Source organism: Hymenobacter tibetensis (genome assembly GCF_022827545.1).
Lineage (GTDB): Bacteria > Bacteroidota > Bacteroidia > Cytophagales > Hymenobacteraceae > Hymenobacter > Hymenobacter tibetensis.
The window spans coordinates 4557353-4575123 of the sequence record NZ_CP094669.1 but is presented as its reverse complement, the minus strand read 5'-3'; the positions used below and the strand labels follow the sequence as shown (position 1 = coordinate 4575123).

The following is a 17771-nucleotide window of genomic DNA, read 5'->3' as shown; positions in this document are numbered from 1 at the left end:
ACCGTTGCTACTCTATGCGTCGTTTCCTGTTTAGCTTATTCGCCTCACTCATGCTGCTTACTACTGGTTCTTCGGCCCCTACTCCGCCTGGCAACGGCAGCCCCGCTACGTGGAAGAAAATCGACCAGCTGCTGGCCAAAGACCAGACGGCCTCGGCTGCCAAACTGCTGGAGCCCATCTACCAACAAGCCCGGCAGCAACAGCATGCGCCAGAGTACCTGCGGGCGCTGCTCTACAAGCTGCGGCTGCTGGATGCTAAAGAAGAGGAAGCGGATTACCAAGCCATTGCGCTGGTGGAAGCAGACCTGAAAACTGCCACGTTTCCGGCCCGGCCCATGCTGCATAGCCTGCTGGCCCAACTGTACGCCACTTATTACCAGCAGCACCGCTACCAACTTCTCAAACGTACCCGTGCCGCCGGCCCCGATACCACCGATGCCAGTGCCACCGACCTGCGCACCTGGGATGCCACCCGCCTCGGCCACGCGGTGGTGCAGCACTACCGCGCTTCCCTCACCGACCAACCCCAGCGCCAGCAGCAAGTACAGTTAAAAGCCTTAGGCTACGCCGTTTGGGGTGGCAACCCGGAGGGCCGCGCACTGCGCCCCACGCTCTACGACCTGCTAGCCCACCGCGCCATCGATGCTCTGCAAAACGATACGTACTACGTTACGCGGCCAGCCCAGCAGTTTGAGCTGAACGACCCCGCATTGCTTGGTTCGGCCGCCGACTTTGTTGGTTTGCAATTGAAGGCGCCTAAGGGTGACTCCCTGAATGGGCAGTGGCACGCACTGCAAGTGTTGCAGCACCTGACCGCCTTCCGCCTCACCAACTCGCAAAACCGCGTTGCATTAGCTGATGTGGAGCTGAAGCGCCTACGTTTCGTGCAGCGGCACGCCAAACTGCCGGGCCAAAACGAGCTGTACCGCACCGCCCTGCTCCGGGCCGCCGACACGTACAAGTCATTACCGATTAGTACGGAATTTCTGTTTGAAGCAGCTTCCGTGCTAGCTTCCGATGAACCCGCCAAAGCGTGCGAGCTGGCTTTGCTGGCCGAAAGCCGCTTTCCGAAGGCATATGGCGCGCAACAGGCGCGCGAATTAAGGCTGGCCATTCAGGCAGTGGTTTTGAGCTTCACTACCGAAGAGGTGGTGCTGCCCGCCCAACCATGGCTGTTGCATTTGAGTGTGCGCAATGCGCCGCGGCTGTACGCTAAGGCCTATCGGGTAACCACTACCCAGCGCATACAGCGCCTGCATGACAACCCCTACAATAGAGAGGAGAATTTTCAGGAAATATACAGCCGTGTGCTTACTGCCACGCCCGCCGCCGTTTGGACGCTGGAAGTGCCAGCTCCACTGGATTATAAACTGCACACCGTACAGCAGGCAGGACCCGCCCTACCGCTTGGTCACTACCTCATCGTGGTCAGCACTAGTCCCGAAAATCCTACCGCAAAGAAATCCGGCATAAGCACTGCCTACGCACAACTTAGTGTGAGCAAGCTCAGCGAAGTGCGCCGGGGTGGTGCACAGCAGGGCATAGAATTGCTGGTGCTAGACCGCCAAAGTGGACAGCCGGTAGCTGAGGTAAATGCGCTGCCTTTCTTCCGGTACTACGACCAAAAAACCCGCAACTATAAGCAACAGCGCAGTGCGGCCTACGCAGCAACCAACACGGAAGGCGTGGTGCAGCTTCCAGGCAGCTTGGCCGATCAGCAAAACAGCCAGCCACGAGCTATCCTGCTTACCAAAGGGTCCGACTCGTTGCTGACAGCGGAAAACGGTTACTTCGGGCCCCGGCGTGCAACCCGCCCCGAGGAGAAGACTAGCCGCCACACGTTCCTCTACACCGACCGCGCCATATACCGGCCTGGCCAAACGCTTTATTTCAAAGGAATTCTAACCGAAACGCTGGCTGGCAAGTCGGAGCTGCGCAACAAAACGTCCATATCGGTGCGCCTCGTGGACGTGAATGGGCAAGCGGTGCAAACCCTATCCTTTACCACCTCTGACTTCGGCAGCTTTCACGGGTCCTTCGTGCTGCCGACGGGGCTGCTGAACGGAACCATGACCTTGCAGACCGACCACGGGATGATAGCCTTTGTGGTGGAAGACTACAAGCGCCCCACGTTTCAGGTAACGTTCGAGCCGGTGGCGGGTACGCCCGTACTGGGCCGTAGCGTGACTGCCCGCGGCAACGTTACGGCGTATGCTGGGCAGCCTATTGATGGGGCAACAGTGCAGTACCGCGTGGTGCGCCACACCATGTGGCCGATGTTCGGGCGTGACTATGGCTCTCGGATAGATTTTCCTGGCGGTGAGCCGGAAGTGGAAATCGTGAGTGGTAGCACCCGCACCGATTCTGCGGGCCACTTCAACGTGGAGTTCGTGGCGAAAGGGGAGGCAATTGGGGCCGCTAAGCGCCGCCCCTGGCAACCCGGCTACGTGTTCGAAGTGAAGGCCGATGTTACGGACGCCGCTGGTGAAACGCGCTCTGGTGAGCAGCGCATCAACTTAGGCACCGATGCGCTGACGTTGCGCCTGGATGTGCCGGAGCTCCTGAATCGGGACAAGCTGCCGACCTTGAAACTACTCAGCACCAATGCTACCGGGGAGGCTATGCCCGCCCGCGTCCAATTGCGCCTCTATCGGCTGACGCCGCCTGCCCGTGCCACGCGCCCCCGCGTGTGGGAGCGGCCCGAGTACGAAGCCCTGCGCGAAGAAGAGTTCAAGCGCCGTTTTCCGCTTGATGCCTACGCCAACGAAGACAACGACACCACGTGGGCCCGCACCCTCGTCCTGACGCAGGAGTTCGATACCGAGAAGTCGCCGCAGCTAACGGGCTTGGTCGCGCCGCTGGCCCAGCAGGCGCCGGGCCGCTACATGCTGGAAGCTACGGCGCCAGCAGTGGGAGGGAAACCGGCGGCGGAAGTCGAGCAGTTTTTCACGCTTTATTCTGCCACCACTACCACGCTGCCCGTTCCTACCCCCGACTGGTTTGTGAGTTTGCAGGACAGTGTAGTGCCCGGTCAGTCGGCGCGCTTTCTGCTAGGCAGTTCCGAGGAAGGGGCGCGGGTATTGCTGGAAGCGGAAGTGGAAGGCGAAACCGTGCGGCGTGAGTGGCTTACGCTTCGGGCGGGAGAGCAGCGCGTGGTGGAAGTCCCGACTACTGCTACGCTGGAGGGCAGCCAACTGTACCTGCACCTCACCCACGTACGCGACAACCGCTTGTATACCAATGCCGCTACCGTGCAGGTGGTTACGCCACCCGTGCCGCTGGTCCTAAGTATTGCCACCTTCCGCGACAAGCTCCAACCCGGCCAGAAGGAAACCTGGCGCGTCACCATTCAGCAAGCCAATGGCAAACCTGCCGCGGCCGAAATGCTCGCCACCCTCTACGACAAGTCGTTGGACGCATTTCGGCCGCATCTTTTCACGAAGCTGACCTTGCCCACACCGTATTTCCCGGCAACGCTGGCGTGGCGCGGGCAGTTTGGGGAGGTGCAGTCGAGGGAGCTGTTCAATAGGAAATATGCTGATCTATCAGCCTTGGCAACAGTGTATCCGCATATCAACATGTGGGGCTTTGCCGGCGAAGACATGCAGGCCACCTATACTGTAACTGTAAAGGGCAATACCGATAACCCCATGGACCTACAAAGCATGGGAGGTATTAGAGTCAGGGGAGCGGCGAGCCGGGCTGCCATGGCCGCCGATGCCTCTCAGCTCAACGAAGTGGTGGTAGTGGGCTACGGTACGCAGCAGCGGCAGGAAATATCGGGTAGTGTGGCTCCTGCTCCCGCACCTCCGTCCCAGCCCAACTTGGCCGGCGTGCAAGCCCGCACGGACTTCCGCGAAACCGCTTTCTGGCTCCCCGAGTTGCGTACCAATGCCAAAGGCGAAACGGTGGTGGAGTTTCAAATGCCGGAGGCCGTAACGCGCTGGCAACTATTGGCCTTGGCCCACGATCAGCAATTGCATTCCGGTTTGCTAAGCCGGGAGTTGGTCACGCAGAAACAACTGCAAGTGACGCCCAACGCTCCGCGCTTCTTCCGCGAAGGCGACCAACTCACGTTCACCGCCAAGCTCAGCAACCTCACCGAGCAGCCGCTCAGCGGGGCCGCTCAACTGTTCCTCTTCGATGCCCGCACCCAGCAGCCGCTGGAAAGCAAGCTGCTGAAAAGCGACAACCAGTTGAAGTTCAACCTAAAAGCCAACCAAAGCAGTGCCGTAGCGTGGAGCCTTGCTATTCCGGAAACCGCCCAAGGACAGGTGCCGCTCGAAGCCATAACCTACCGGGTGGTGGCGGAAGCACAGTTGCCAGGGCAGGAAAAGAAACAAAAGAAGCAGCGTCGTCAGAACAAACGGGCTACCGACGCGGCACAGCTAGCCACGGTATCCGACGGCGAGGAAAACACGTTGCCTGTGCTGCCAAACCGCTTGCTCGTGACCGAGAGCCTGCCGCTACCCGTTGTGGGGCCGGCTACGCGGGAATTTGAGTTGAAAAAGCTAACCAGCACTACTTCGCCTACGCGCCGCAACTACTCATTGACGCTGGAAATGACGCAGAACCCCGCGTGGTACGCCGTGCAGGCGCTGCCGTACTTGATGGAATACCCCTATGAGTGTTCCGAGCAAGTGTTCAGTCGGCTCTACGCCAATTTGCTGGCCGCCAAAATTCTAGCCAGTACCCCACGCCTCAAAGCCGTAGTAGCCGAGTGGAACCGTGCCAACCAGGCAGGTGGCAAAGTGGCTCTCAGCAGCAAGCTCGAGCAAAACCAGGAGCTGAAAGCCTTGCTGCTTCAGGAAACTCCCTGGGTACGCGACGCCCAATCGGAAACCGAGCGCATGCGCCGTTTAGCGGAGCTGTTTGATGAGCCGCGCCTAACGGCCGAAACCGCCCGGGCGCTTGACAAGCTAGCCAAGATGCAGCAGCCCACTGGTGCTTTTCCCTGGTTCGAGCGCATGCCCGCCGACCGGTACATCACCCAGCTCATAGTGGCGGGTTTCGGCAAACTGCAAAAGCTCGGGGCACTGAACGTGGCGCAGAACAGCCAGGCCCAGCAAATCGTTGACAAGGCCCTGCGCTACCTTGATGAGGAACTGCAACGCGACTACACCGAACTGCGCAAACTGCCAGGTGTGAACCTAAAGCAACAACACGTTTCTGCCGTGCAGATTCAGGCGCTGTATGCTCGTAGCTTCTGGCCGACAGCATCAGGTATAAACCCAGCGCAACCTGCGCTGGCCTATTATCAGCAACAGGCAGCCACTTTCTGGAAAACCCAAACGCGCTACCTCCAAGCCCAAACGGCCTTGGCGCTGCATCGCCAAAAAACGCAGCCCGCGGCCGTGAACGATATGTTGACGGCTCTCACCGAAAACGCCTTGCACAGCGAAGAGTTGGGCATGTATTGGAAAGAAGTGCGGGGCGGCTACCACTGGCAGGAGGCCCCCACCGAAACACAAGCCACGCTCATTGAAGCGTTTGACGAGGTGCGCAACAACCAAAAAGCAGTAGATGAAATGAAGCTCTGGTTGCTCAAGCAAAAGCAAACCCAGAACTGGCCCAGTACTCGCGCCACCGCCGATGCCTGCTACGCCTTGCTCTTGCGCGGCTCCGATTGGCTTCAACCCACCCAACCCGTTCAGGTGTCAATAGGAGGGAAGGCCGTTACCCCAACTAGCCAGCAAGCGGGCACCGGGTACTTCAAAAACACGTTCCCCGCAGCCGATATCACACCTGTTCAAGGCAAAGTAAGTATCAAGAAAACCGATGCTGGCGTAGCATGGGGTGCGCTTTACTGGCAGTATTTCGAGCAGATCGACAAAATTACGCCGGCGGCTACCCCATTGCAGGTGGAACGCCAGCTGTATCGGGAGCAACAAACCAGCGCGGGCCCTTCGTTGGAGCGCCTCACGTCCACCTCACCGCTACGCGTGGGCGACGTGCTAGTGGTCCGCCTCGTGCTGCGCTCCGACCGAGACCTGGAATACGTGCACCTGAAAGACCAACGCGCAGCTGGGCTAGACTTGATGGCGCAAACATCCGGATACCGGTACCAATCGGGGCTAGGTTATTACGAGAGCCCCCGCGACGCGGCTACCAACTTTTTCATTAGTCGCTTCCCCAAGGGCACCCATACGTTCGAGTATCGGTTGCGGGCCGCCCAAGCCGGTAACTTTTCGGGAGGCCTTAGCCAGCTTCAGTGCCTGTACGCCCCTGAATTCACTGCTCATTCGGCCGGCACACGGGTTCAGATTGTGCCCCAGCCCTAGCTGGTGGGTACGCTACGCTCGGAAGCTCTTGCAGTAAGTTGTGTTTTTAAGTTAAATATGTGAAAGTCAAGGGTACGTATCAAGGTTGCCCTGGTTACCCATGACTTGCTCACAGATGAGCTTTCGCAGCAAATATCTGAGTGGCAAGGCGCAACTTTATGGGCAACTTTGACTTTGCGGGTGTCGGGAGGTACCTTTGCCCCCTCATTAGAAAACCGCTTATGAAGATACGACTGATGATAGGGCTGGCCGGTTTACTGTTAAGTAGTGCCCCGGTAATAGCCCAAAGCGACAAAAGTGCCGCCTCCATTACGCCGACTTCCCTTCCTGGCGAAGAAAACCTTTCCGTTCAAGAACGCGCAGAGCGCGATTTCCTGATGCCCGTACGGCGCAAGCAAGCTGCGGCTATCAAGCACGTTGCGCAGGAAGAAGCGGCCGCCACACAGGCCGCCGCCACCATGCTAGCCCGCAGCCCCGAGTTGGTTGAAGAAACCAAAGTGCCGGAAGTGTTAGCCGCTCCTACAGTGGCAACTCCCCACCGCACCTCTTCGCGCCGAAGCAGTGCCAGCCGCCGTAAGACGGTGCACCGGTCGGCGAGCAGCAAAAGCAAAGCTAAATCCACTGCCAGAAAGCGTAGCACCCGCCGCCGGTAGTCCGCACGGTACAAGCTCGCAAACCAGAACGGTCAGCTCACGAAGCTGATCGTTCTGGTTTGTATAGAAACCATGCAGAAGCAACTGCTACGCAGGCGTGTACGCAACAGAAAGAAGTCTAGGCTTTCTCGCCACCTACAAGGAAGCTGAAAGCTATTTGCATAAGTACAGACGGCAAAATTCAAGTGCTTTCGTTGCCATAGCATCTACTTCGCGCAAAAACTCCACTCACCGAATTGCAGCGAGTTGAGGTATGAGGCATTACGCTTGGCCGACAATGGTAGGGAGACTAACCGTAAACAAAAAACCGCAGCCGGGCAGGCTGCGGTACATAATGTTCGACCAGCAAGTAAGGCGCAACGCATAGAGGTGCCTGTGCCATATGATGCCCGGTATCGGTTGAGAATACCGAGCTAGGCTGTTTGAGGCATCAAACGCAATACCAACCCATCAATGCGCTCCGTAATGCGGATCTGGCAGGAAAGGCGGCTGCCGGGGCTTAGTATGGGCAGGCTTTCCAGCATGGCCATTTCGTCGTCGCCGGGCTCGTCCAGGTCGGGGCCCGCTAGCACTTCTATGTGGCACGTGCCGCACAAGGCCATGCCTCCGCAAGTAGCCTGGATATCGTAGCCGCTGGCTTTCAACAGTTCCATCAGATTCAGCCCCATGTCGGTGGGTCCTACAACTTCCGTGCGTTGGCCGGGGGCCTCCTCCACGTACACGCGTACTTCGTCGGTCATGTTTTCTAAGTTGTCAATTGCTAAATGGGAGTTGTCGGCTGCGAAAATAGCTCGTTGAACGAACCCGCAACTGACAACTCCCATCCAACAACCGATTAAAGCGTAGGTACCCCGTTGACGGTGGTATATTTAAGCACGTATTTTTTGTCGGGGTTGATGTATTTGAACGCACCCTGACACATGAGAGCCGCCTCGTGGAAGCCACACAAAATCAGCTTCAGCTTGCCAGGATACGTGTTGATATCCCCAATGGCAAAAATGCCGGGCACAGACGTAGAGTAATCTACGGTGTTAACCTTTACAGCATTGTCTTCCAGCTCTAGGCCCCAGTCCTCGATCGGCCCGAGCTTGGGCGTGAGGCCGAAGAGCGGGATGAAGGAGTCGACGTCCAGTGTTTCGGCAGTGCCATCGTTGGCCGTGATGGTAACCGAGTTGAGTTTGCCGTTGCCATGCACATGCGTGACGTTGCTGCTCAATACCAAACGCGCTTTGCCGGCTTCATGCAAGGCTTTCACTTTCTCAGCCGAGTCGGCAGCACCCCGGAATGTAGTGCCGCGGTGCACGAGCGTTACTTCCTTGGCTACATCAGCCAGGAAAATAGTCCAGTCCAAGGCCGAGTCGCCGCCGCCGGCAATAACCAAGCGTTGGTCGCGGAATGTTTCGGGGTCGCGCACCATGTAGTACACACCTTTGCCACTCTCGAAGCTCTCTAAGCTCTCGATGGCTGGCTTGCGCGGCTCAAACGAACCCAGGCCGCCCGCAATGGCAATAGCTTTACACAGGATTTCGGTGCCGTCGGAGGTGAAAAGCTGGAACGAGCCATCTTCGAGCTTAGCGAAACGCTCAACCCGCTCACCGAGCGTGAAAGTGGGGTGGAAGGGCTCGATCTGGCGCATCAGATTGCGCACTAGGTCGCCGGCCAGAATGTCGGGGAAGCCCGGGATGTCGTAGATGGGCTTCTTAGGATAAATTTCGGAAAGCTGCCCACCTACCTGAGGTAGGGCATCTACTACATGGCAGCGCAGTTTCAGCAATCCGGCTTCAAAAACGGCGAACAGGCCTACAGGGCCCGCCCCGATAATACAGATATCGGTGGAAATGGAATTCATCAGCGAAAAGTGAGAACAAACAAACGGTGGCCGGGGCCCCGTATGTAACACGGATGCCCCCAAAAACGTTGGGTCAACCCGTATATACTGCTACAAAGATAAGCAGCCAACCCCAACCCCGCACCGGCTTTCACGCTTGATACGCCAGGCCTAGCCGGAAGCCATCCAGAAAAGCTTCGGCTTCCGTCCGGTTGGTAAACTGCCGCGTGGGTAGCTTGGTTTGTTCCTGCAAAACCCGGCTTATTTGCCGCATGTTGGGTACGCTAGGGTGTAGTTCAGCCACTACTCCCACTCCTTTTTTCTGCCACAGCTCATGCAGGCTCAGATAAGTGGGTATCAACCGCACATTGGGCCCCAGCGTACGGCGTAAATCAAGCAACACAGTGAAGCCGGGCTGTAGGGCGGATAATGCCCGCTGCCAGTCACTTAGGTAGTAGGGTAACTCAGCCGCCAAGCTCAGTTCTTCAAAGCGCTGATACAAGGCCCGGTTCAAGTCCACATCCACCTTAATCTGGTACTCCGACCGATAAGCTACTAATGACATGAAAACTGGACAGGATAAAGACTGCGGATAAACTAACAAGCTGATATAGCATCATGCAGGCTGCTTCAAAAATAAGTAATTACTAGTATAACTAAAAAAAAACTTAGATATATTCAATAATATCAGCTATTTAAATGATTGTTGCCTCACAATCGTTGAATTCATAAAACAAACAAATATAGCATATTTATAATTATTTACTGTCGAGTGTAAGCTTTTTAATGTGATGATATGCAAGGCGGACCCTATGAACAAGCGCTAACTCTGGGGCAACTGAAATGCAAAACGACCAAGGCGCCGAACCAGCAGCGTGAGAGCAACTGGATCGGCGCCTTGGAGGGCAAAACTGCATGTGAGTTGGGAAATGTATGGCGCAGTACCGCTAGCGCGCTAGGGTGCGGGGCCCTCACTCTTCACGTCTGGGGCTGATACTTCGTTTTAATGAAAGCCAACATCTCGGGAATGTCGCCGTGGTCTTGGGTGGCGAGGCTCTTCCATAGCACCTCTACCAATAGCATCAAGAGTCGGGCTTCTTTGTCGGGCTCTTGGTAGCCTAGCTGCTGGAAGGCTGTGCTCAGCAGACCAGGCAGTGGTTGCATAAACCGTTCGTGCTGGGTACGCGCCACGGCAACATCAACCAGGCGGTTTTGCAGCTTCCAGAAAGCCGGTTCTTCCTGCACTAGCGTGTAGGGCAGGTCGATGATACGGTAAATAAGTTCTAGCGGCGCTTTCTCGGGTAGGCGTCCGCGGCCTTGCTCGATAATGCGCTTGTAGCCGCTCCGAATAATATAGTCGAGCAAATGGTCTTTGTTGCCGAAATGCTTGAAAATAAGCGCCTCCGACACTTCCGCCGCCTTTGCAATCAGCGCCGTGGAGGTATTCTCAAATCCTCTTTCCGCGAACAGCTGCAAGGCAGCTTGAGCAATAAGTTGTTTGCGGTTCATGGCCTAAAGGTAAAGCGCAACGTTGGATGTCGTATACACTGATGGATAGATTAAGTGCTGGAACAGGCTATGCTTCTCTAGTAGGAGCTACCTATAACTATTCAATGCCTATGCACTTGCAGCAAATAATCAGCCATTTGCGTCTGATTATCAATTGCTAGCTAACGGAGGAGGTAAGCAAACGCTTTTCTAGAGCAGCTTCGTTCATCAGGCCACATAGGGAAGGGGCAAGCGCCAGTTATTCGCGCTGAAAGGTGGTATGCCGTTCGGCCCGCAGTATGACGCGGGCCCTTTGCCTATTGAATCCAGAGTAGAATAACCTTGGCAGGCTATAGACATGAGGTGAACGTGCTGATCGAAGCCACCGCCGAGGAAACCTGCTTCCCTGCATGGATTGGCTTAAAATTCAGGTGTTTGCGCCGGCTATATGTCATTGGTGCCTTGCTTTCGGGCTACTTAGTCCGCGTTACCTCAGGTATACTCTATCTAAAGCCTGCTAGCCGTCATGCCCGATCCTGTGGGTGTGCGTACCGCTTTTGATGTTGTTCCAACCAGCAAGTGACACGTTTGGAGCCGCACACACCGTCGATTAGCCGTTGTTGCTAGGCACGTAATCTAGCTGGAAAGCTACACCACTGCTCGCCAATGCCGACTGGGAGCAGATGCACCAAACTAGTCAATAGGTACAAGCAGATTTTGCGCGCACCGGTGGGTTGCCTACGCAAAGGCGTATCCCATGCGTGCTTCGTTCAAAGCACGCATAGAATTCTTCCTTAGTAGCTGATAGGCAGTATCGTGCCCGTTGTCGATAAAAATAACTGTTAAGCTACCTGTCGCTTTTGCAAGGTTACTGTAGTGGAACCACCCAAGACATAACTAACACATCTGCAAAAGCACCAAGGCTTTCAAACTGACGCATGCTTCTTAACGTCTAAGATGAAAGCAAGCGCATGATGTGTGCTATGCTGTCCGTTTTTTACTGTAAAAATCAAATAGTTGGTAGATCAGAGAGGCTACAAGCAAGCAACAGAAGGTTAGAACGATCCAATTAGTTATAGCAAATCTTTCACACAGAATTAATACTGCAAAATTCGATAGGTACAAAGGGTAAGAAATGTTGCCTAGAAAATCAGCCACCTTTCTGCTCAGAGGAGAAAACGTGGGTATTTTCTTGTTGCCAACAACCATATAATAGATAAACAATAGGCAAATTGCCCTCATGAAGAAATCTAACGCATCGTTTTCCCATAATTCGTTCACTTGGTTGTTCTTAATCCGATAGGCAATTTGTATAGCTGTATTTAAGAACCATTGTGTAACTAGAATTAGTGTTACTATCAGGGAAATGGCTTTCGTTTTATGCTTGAAAATAGCTAGCATAAAGCCTGCAGTCCAGATAAAAGATAAAAACAGTAGATTAAGTCCATAGGATACTCCAGCGTAATAAGGAGTATCAAGCAGCGTTCTTGAACAAGTATAGACTACGTAGCTGAAGAAAGACACAGCAGTTATAGTGAGCATAGTTTTATAGGAAGCCCTCAAAAAGAGAGGCGCTAGTGCATATAGCCACACTTCCAACGCTAAAGTCCAGGCTGGGCCTATATAAGAGGTTTCAGTAACGGCCTGGTTGAGAAAAAATATGTTAGCTAATAGCTTGGTAATTAGGTTCCAAGTAAAAGGCTCGGGCACGACAGCATAATGTAATGCAATACAGACGAGGTAAACTGGATAAATGCGTTGTGCTCTTCTTATGTAATACCCTTCAGCGTTTTTAAGGATAGAATGACCAATAGATAAGCCACTTATCAGCAGAAAACCGAGGATAGCCTGGAAAGCATCTAATCTTCTAATTAAGGTAAGGGGGGTATCGACTGTAGTGTAGTCATAGATATGAGCAGCGGCAACAATAAAAGCCAGTACAAAACGAGCTAACGCTAAAGCTGGCCAGTTGATTCGACCTTCCCCAACAGTTTTGTCGAAAATAGCAGTGCTAGTTGCATGAAGTTTTCTTGTTAAAGTAGCAGTGATGGACGCCATAATTTCACCCTTTCATGGTATTAATTAAGGTAAATATATGACACATAAGTGAATGCACGGCAAAGAGTGTAGACTATGCATTCAGTAAACAGACTTAACGGGATGTATACCACGGCTTTTTCAATTGTCTGATTCAGCTATTCACCCCGTGCTTTCGATTGCCACAAATCCGCCTGGATAGCCGGGAAATGCCCTTATTGAAGGCACGTACGTAGCGGTACGTTTTGGAAAAGAATGCGAAATAATCAACCACTGTTACACAGGTAGCTTCTTTGCCAACTTGTGCCAAGAACCAAAAGAACAACGTGCACTAACGTCGCACCTTTGTGAGTGCCAACTAGTGCAAGCATGCACGGACTATTCTCGACTACCTGCTATACAAGCCTGTTCTGCTGTATGGGCTTGCACTAGAAACCATCTTTCGAGAGAAGTAAGAGCAGTGGCACGAATTTCCAAGAAAGGCAACCCTGCGGAGTGCTTACAGTACAATCAAGCCACTTCTAAATGGCGGGGTGTAATCAACCACTAAACCCGCCGGAGCACTAACAGATGCCGACGGGGTATGGGCGGTTACTACAACGCCACTCATTTTCGGTTCCTGTTCCTATTCTATTACAACTCACCGCTATTGTATGCCTTCAACCGAGCCTCCCCAATTTCATGCTCCAGCCGGCCTTATTATCGGGTGGCGTGATGGAGAAGTGGTGCGGGCTTCCGGAATCCGTTATGCGCGCGCCGAGCGGTTCAAGCCCTGCGTAGCCGAGCCGCCTTCAGTTACACCTATTCTCGCCACTGCGCCGGCTCCCGCGTGTCCCCAAGTGGCCGACCCTCGGCTGGCCCTGGCCTTCGGAGACTTCTATACCGATGCTATTTTCGACGAGGACTGTCTGCGGCTGTCGGTCACGGTGCCGGCTGAGCGGCAGCCAGCGGAATTTCTGCCCGTGCTACTATGGGTGCATGGGGGCTCGTACGTAACCGGTGCCGGCGACGTGCCCCTGTACGACCCTGCGGCCCTCGTGAGCGAGCAGCGGGTGGTAGTGGTGGCCGTTACGTACCGATTGGGGCTGCTAGGATTTTTGGGCAGTGAAGGTGGAACTCCGCCTAACTTAGGATTATTAGATCTGCTGGAAGCCTTGCGGTGGGTGCAGCGCAACATTGCCGCATGTGGGGGCAATCCAAACTTGGTAACCCTACTCGGGCACTCATCCGGCGCGGATGCCATTGCGCACCTCATGGTTTCGGAAGGAGCTGCGGGTTTGTTCCGGCGCGTTATCATGCACAGTGCCCCCCTAGGCCTCGCGCGCAACCGCCAGCCTATGATCCAAGCCATGGCCGCCGCAATAGGCACGTTCCCCGCCACTGCCTCCATCGACGAAGTGCTGGCGCGCGAAACTGCTGTCAACAAAGCCGTACGCCGATTTGGGCTGAAAAGTGGCATGCCCTTCGGCACCCAATACGGAGCTTTTCCCTTGCCCGCCGAGTCTGAAATAGAGCAGGCCTGGGAGGCAGTAGCTCCCCAAGTGGACGTGCTGATTGGCGCTACCGCCGAGGAAACCCGATTCTTTGCCGCCATAGACCCGAAATTCCACTGGCTACGGCGGCTGTCGTTCGTTGGTACCCTGCTTTCGCGCTTGTTGGTACGCGTCACCTCAGGCATGATCTACCTGAAGCCGGCTGAAGCATTTGCCCAGCGGCACGCCCGGGCTGGCGGCCGTGCGTACCACTTTCTGATGCTCTTCCAACCCGCAGGTGACACGTTTGGAGCTGCGCATACTGTTGATTTGCCGCTGCTGCTAGGCACGCAAGCCAGCTGGGGCGCTACGCCACTACTCGCTCATGCCAACTGGGACCCTATCCACCAAGCAGGGCAGCAAGTACGTACGCTATGGGCTGACTTTGCTCGTACCGGAGTATTGCCCGCTCAAGTACAGATTCCGGGTGTGCTTCGCTTGAAGCGAGAGTAAAAGCTTTCCAAACTACCGGCAGCTAGTGGCGCGCCACCAGCAAGTAAGTCAAGCGGCCAGACTCTTAGCGACAACCACCAGCAAGTGCCTACATGGCTCCGCAGGCCAAATAGGTAGCTGCTGCTTATCTGCACGGTGCTTGATGCTCGTAACCGGCCTCGCTCGGCTGGCTGAACTACCGGACCACGTTGCCACGTTAGAAAACGCTAGTGGAGTACGCATACCGGAAACGCAGACCCTGAGTTGAAACGGCATCCAGGAGTGCGACTTCGCGTTTACCTTCACGCTGCTACAGCCCTAACCTTCCGCACGCACCATGCAACAACAAGTAACGCAAGCCCCGTTGCCTGCCCCCCCGGCTGGGAGCACCTACCACGTTCGCAGCAAAAGCAAGGCGGCGCCCGCACCCGTTGTCAGGACAGCGAAAACCCTGCCGGTGGAAGGAGACAACTTGCTGTGGCACGACGACCCTGCAACAAAGGTCGGCTGGGCACTCGGTGGCAACGAGAATTATCACCACGAGTTTGGTGACGGTAAGGCTGATTTCACGATTAGCGGCTTTATGCGCGTAATTCCCGGTAAGGTAGTGACGTCCAACATCGATATCTACGTTGGGAATTATTACGACATCAACAAGAAGTACGTCGGGCACTTCGGCAACGGTGCCTTCCGGAATAAGGGAACGGTGCCGGCCAACGCGCACTGGCTTAAAGCATCTTACTTGGGCCGCGGCAACTTTCGGCGCGCCGCCGTCTTCCTCGGTGACTTTGGTGGTGGTGACCGTTCCTTCGCGGCCGAGCCCTACAAGCCGGCTTGGCACCTGAAACCCGTAGTACGGCCGGCCACTAAAAGCCGCAGTCAGTGGACCATCAACTATCTGGGCGTCCTCGGTAGCACCACGGCCGACCCCAGATACTCGGTGTTCCCCGAAAGTGGGTACAACGCCTACCGGGCGGCAGCCAGCGGTACCTACGGGTTGGTATGCGCCAAGGGGTTCAATGAAAACGCCCCGCTTTTGGTGGTGCATCCGTGGAAAGAAATCAACCGTCGGCGGGCAATTAGAACCGATATCAACTCGGAGTGCTACGATGTGGCCACCAATGGTACGCATGTATTCGCCTTATTGAACAACAACGCCCGCCTGACCTACACCCAGAAATATGTTGGGGTGTTCGACTTGGCCACGCAGCTTCCGGTTGAAATCAAGGGCGGTAAAGACCTTGTAGGATACGCCGACCACACGATGTTGCGAAAAGTAATGGCTTGGGAAGGTCATCAAGTGCCTAACCCTGGCAATGAGGGGCTCTGGAAAAATCGTCGGGAAGAGTTCGTCAACACGTGGAAGAATTCCGGTATTGCCGCCGAAAAAGGAGCCAACAAATTGGTAGCCATTTCGTGCGACAAGCTTGACCGCATCGAGATTCGCAGATTCCCCAACAATGCGGTCATCCAGACTATTTCGATTGACATGCCGCGGCGCATGGCGTTCACGCCTGATGGAGCTCTTTGGGTGGTGTGCGGCGAGGACTACAGCGTGCCGTATACCAAGCGGACCACAACCAAACTCATCAAGTTTGTCAATCAAAGCACGAACCCCGCTGCCCCAAATTTCAAGCAGGTTCAGGTAACCGCCATTCCATTCCTGGCCGGTGTAATGGGCGAGGCGGATAATGGCGTGTTGGTTGGGGTCAGCGGCACGAGAATGCAATATGTGAAGCTGAACTCAGCCGGGGTCGAGCAATTTGCGCACGGTGCGGCAGGTGGCAACACGGCAACCGCCGTAGTCACCGACAACACCTACACGCTGCTCAACCACGAGCCACTACAGGATGGCGACTGGGAGAATTACGTTTCTTTTAGTGCGCGTGCTCCAGATGGTAGTATCTGGCTAGGTAACCCCGGCGGTTTCGAAATCAAGCACTGGAACGCCACGATGACGCAACACCTGAAAGCAGACCGGATTGGTTATCTACCGGATTTTTTCAACCTCGCTTTCGACAAAGCCCAAAAGAGCCACTTGCACGCCGAGATGTACTTGATGCAAGGGAATTGGAGCAATATCCGCTCGTTCAGCATCGTCCGGAACTGGCGCTTGCTCTTGCCCAAGTACCTACTCTCGCCGCACTGTGCCCAAACGTATACGTCGAAGGATGGCCGGCGCAAGAGCACCGTCATCTTCTGCCAGGATACTCGGTTCAATGAGCCCAACAAAGGTCCGTATCCGAACGGCATGCCAAACACACCGGGCTATCAGTGCGAGATGATCAAGCTGCCGGAAGATGGCAGCGCTCCAATTCGGAGTTCACAATGGTTTGATTTCGAGCCTAACACAGGCCGCACTTGGACCTTGTATCCAGAGGGCATCAGAACCTTCGAGAACCACTTCGTGCGGGGCCAGGGCTGGCGGACCCGCGTGCTGTTCCGCCCTTTTGTTGATTTGGCCAATGATGCCAACGGCTTCCCTATTTTCGGAAAGCAAGTGGTTGTGCTCGATGAACTCACGCAGGCAGTAGGGCAGGAAGGCAAAACGCCGTTACCCGTGCCCGGGTGGAATCGTCAGTACACGTGCCCGCAGTTTCCGAATGGGGCATTCGCTGGCATGGAAACGGCTTACAGGCCGCTGGGGTGCCACCACCTAGGCTATCTGAAGCCGGGCGTATCGGGGTGGTTCAAGCTGTTGCTGCCCAACAAGGTCATGAAAACCGAAGTAAGCCCAGGGATATACAACGTGCCGGGCTACTGGCCCGACATCACGACAGACAAAGTGTTTGGCGGCCACTTCTCGGCCGGGTTAGACATTGCCGGCAAACTATGCTACGTGTTCCAGGACGGGCAATTCTCGAAGTACAAGAGCAATGCCACCACCGTGTACGACCAGGACGGTAACTTCGTAATGGAATTTGGCCGGCAACAGGACAACGGGCCTGGCTTCAATTCACAAAACATGGATCCATATGGGTACGGGAACAACTGCGGCCAGGCCCGGGTGTTAGAATTAGACAACGGCGACCATATAGTTTTGCGGGCCACTGAAAACGGCGGCGGATACTCTGCGTATCGAAACGTGAAACCGGCTGTAACTAAGTAACGCCCTCTCTATGGCTTCAATCGGCGCGCAACTAAAGCGCCGCCAGTAGCTAAACAAAGAGTTGCCTTAGCTTAAATAGAGGAGTTAGGTAAGGCCAGTGTGGGCTTCTAGAAACGCAAAACTGCTTCAATTCAGCCAAGCCTGCTAACACAGAGTGCTGATTTATTCAGATTCAGGCGACGTATCAGCATGGTGAGGTCAACTGGCGTTTTTCAGTAAAAACGTCAACTGATAAAAAAAAGCCCTCAGCGTGATGCTGAGGGCTTTTTTTGTGGTCGTGTAAGGAGTCGAACCTTAAACCTTCTGATTCGTAGTCAGATGCTCTATCCAATTGAGCTACACAACCCTTTTTCCTTTGCGGAGCACAAAGATAACAGCTTAAATTTCGATTCAGCAAGCTCCTTGCTGTAA

Annotated in this window: 9 protein-coding genes and 1 tRNA gene; 4 read left to right on the top strand and 6 right to left on the bottom strand. The window is 55.0% G+C overall.

Translation table 11 applies throughout. The features are described 5' to 3' along the window. The first annotated feature begins 14 nt into the window (after positions 1-14). A complete protein-coding gene (locus MTX78_RS18305) occupies positions 15-6281 on the top strand; it encodes an alpha-2-macroglobulin family protein (RefSeq protein WP_243797242.1) in 6267 nt (2088 codons plus the stop codon). A 221-nt stretch (positions 6282-6502) separates the two neighbouring features. After that, on the top strand, positions 6503-6934 hold the full coding sequence (locus MTX78_RS18300) for a hypothetical protein (RefSeq protein WP_243797241.1): 432 nt from the start codon (positions 6503-6505) through the stop codon (positions 6932-6934). Positions 6935-7347: 413 nt separating this feature from the next. On the opposite strand, the gene MTX78_RS18295 is transcribed toward MTX78_RS18300, so the two are convergent. The 5 genes from MTX78_RS18295 to MTX78_RS18275 all read right to left on the bottom strand — a co-directional run bounded on the left by MTX78_RS18295 (position 7348) and on the right by MTX78_RS18275 (position 12308). Continuing rightward, positions 7348-7674 (bottom strand): 2Fe-2S iron-sulfur cluster-binding protein, encoded by a 327-nt coding sequence (locus MTX78_RS18295; RefSeq protein ID WP_243797240.1) that lies wholly within the window; start codon positions 7672-7674, stop codon positions 7348-7350. Between the two features lie 95 nt (positions 7675-7769). Then, a complete protein-coding gene (locus MTX78_RS18290) occupies positions 7770-8783 on the bottom strand; it encodes an NAD(P)/FAD-dependent oxidoreductase (RefSeq protein WP_243797238.1) in 1014 nt (337 codons plus the stop codon). Positions 8784-8913: 130 nt separating this feature from the next. Beyond that, positions 8914-9327 (bottom strand): hypothetical protein, encoded by a 414-nt coding sequence (locus tag MTX78_RS25550; RefSeq protein ID WP_243797236.1) that lies wholly within the window; start codon positions 9325-9327, stop codon positions 8914-8916. 413 nt (positions 9328-9740) lie between these two features. After that, a complete protein-coding gene (locus MTX78_RS18280) occupies positions 9741-10271 on the bottom strand; it encodes a TetR/AcrR family transcriptional regulator (RefSeq protein WP_243797234.1) in 531 nt (176 codons plus the stop codon). Positions 10272-11231: 960 nt separating this feature from the next. Next, positions 11232-12308 (bottom strand): acyltransferase family protein, encoded by a 1077-nt coding sequence (locus tag MTX78_RS18275; protein ID WP_243797232.1) that lies wholly within the window; start codon positions 12306-12308, stop codon positions 11232-11234. A 632-nt stretch (positions 12309-12940) separates the two neighbouring features. On the opposite strand from MTX78_RS18275, the gene MTX78_RS18270 reads away from it, so the two are divergent. Together MTX78_RS18270 and MTX78_RS18265 are read left to right on the top strand one after the other, a co-directional pair. Next, positions 12941-14272: a carboxylesterase family protein gene (locus MTX78_RS18270; RefSeq protein WP_243797230.1), complete on the top strand. Its 1332-nt coding sequence runs from the start codon at positions 12941-12943 to the stop codon at positions 14270-14272. 316 nt (positions 14273-14588) lie between these two features. Continuing rightward, positions 14589-17360, top strand: coding sequence for a hypothetical protein (locus tag MTX78_RS18265; protein ID WP_243797229.1), 2772 nt, complete (start codon positions 14589-14591; stop codon positions 17358-17360). Positions 17361-17632: 272 nt separating this feature from the next. On the opposite strand, the gene MTX78_RS18260 is transcribed toward MTX78_RS18265, so the two are convergent. Continuing rightward, positions 17633-17706, bottom strand: a tRNA-Arg gene (locus MTX78_RS18260). Positions 17707-17771 lie beyond the last annotated feature (65 nt).

Coding starts and splice junctions, on each gene's coding strand:
- MTX78_RS18305 (WP_243797242.1), top strand. CDS start 15: ATGCGTCGTTTCCTGTTTAGCTTATTCGCCTCACTCATGCTGCTTACT.
- MTX78_RS18300 (WP_243797241.1), top strand. CDS start 6,503: ATGAAGATACGACTGATGATAGGGCTGGCCGGTTTACTGTTAAGTAGT.
- MTX78_RS18295 (WP_243797240.1), bottom strand. CDS start 7,674: ATGACCGACGAAGTACGCGTGTACGTGGAGGAGGCCCCCGGCCAACGC.
- MTX78_RS18290 (WP_243797238.1), bottom strand. CDS start 8,783: ATGAATTCCATTTCCACCGATATCTGTATTATCGGGGCGGGCCCTGTA.
- MTX78_RS25550 (WP_243797236.1), bottom strand. CDS start 9,327: ATGTCATTAGTAGCTTATCGGTCGGAGTACCAGATTAAGGTGGATGTG.
- MTX78_RS18280 (WP_243797234.1), bottom strand. CDS start 10,271: ATGAACCGCAAACAACTTATTGCTCAAGCTGCCTTGCAGCTGTTCGCG.
- MTX78_RS18275 (WP_243797232.1), bottom strand. CDS start 12,308: ATGGCGTCCATCACTGCTACTTTAACAAGAAAACTTCATGCAACTAGC.
- MTX78_RS18270 (WP_243797230.1), top strand. CDS start 12,941: ATGCCTTCAACCGAGCCTCCCCAATTTCATGCTCCAGCCGGCCTTATT.
- MTX78_RS18265 (WP_243797229.1), top strand. CDS start 14,589: ATGCAACAACAAGTAACGCAAGCCCCGTTGCCTGCCCCCCCGGCTGGG.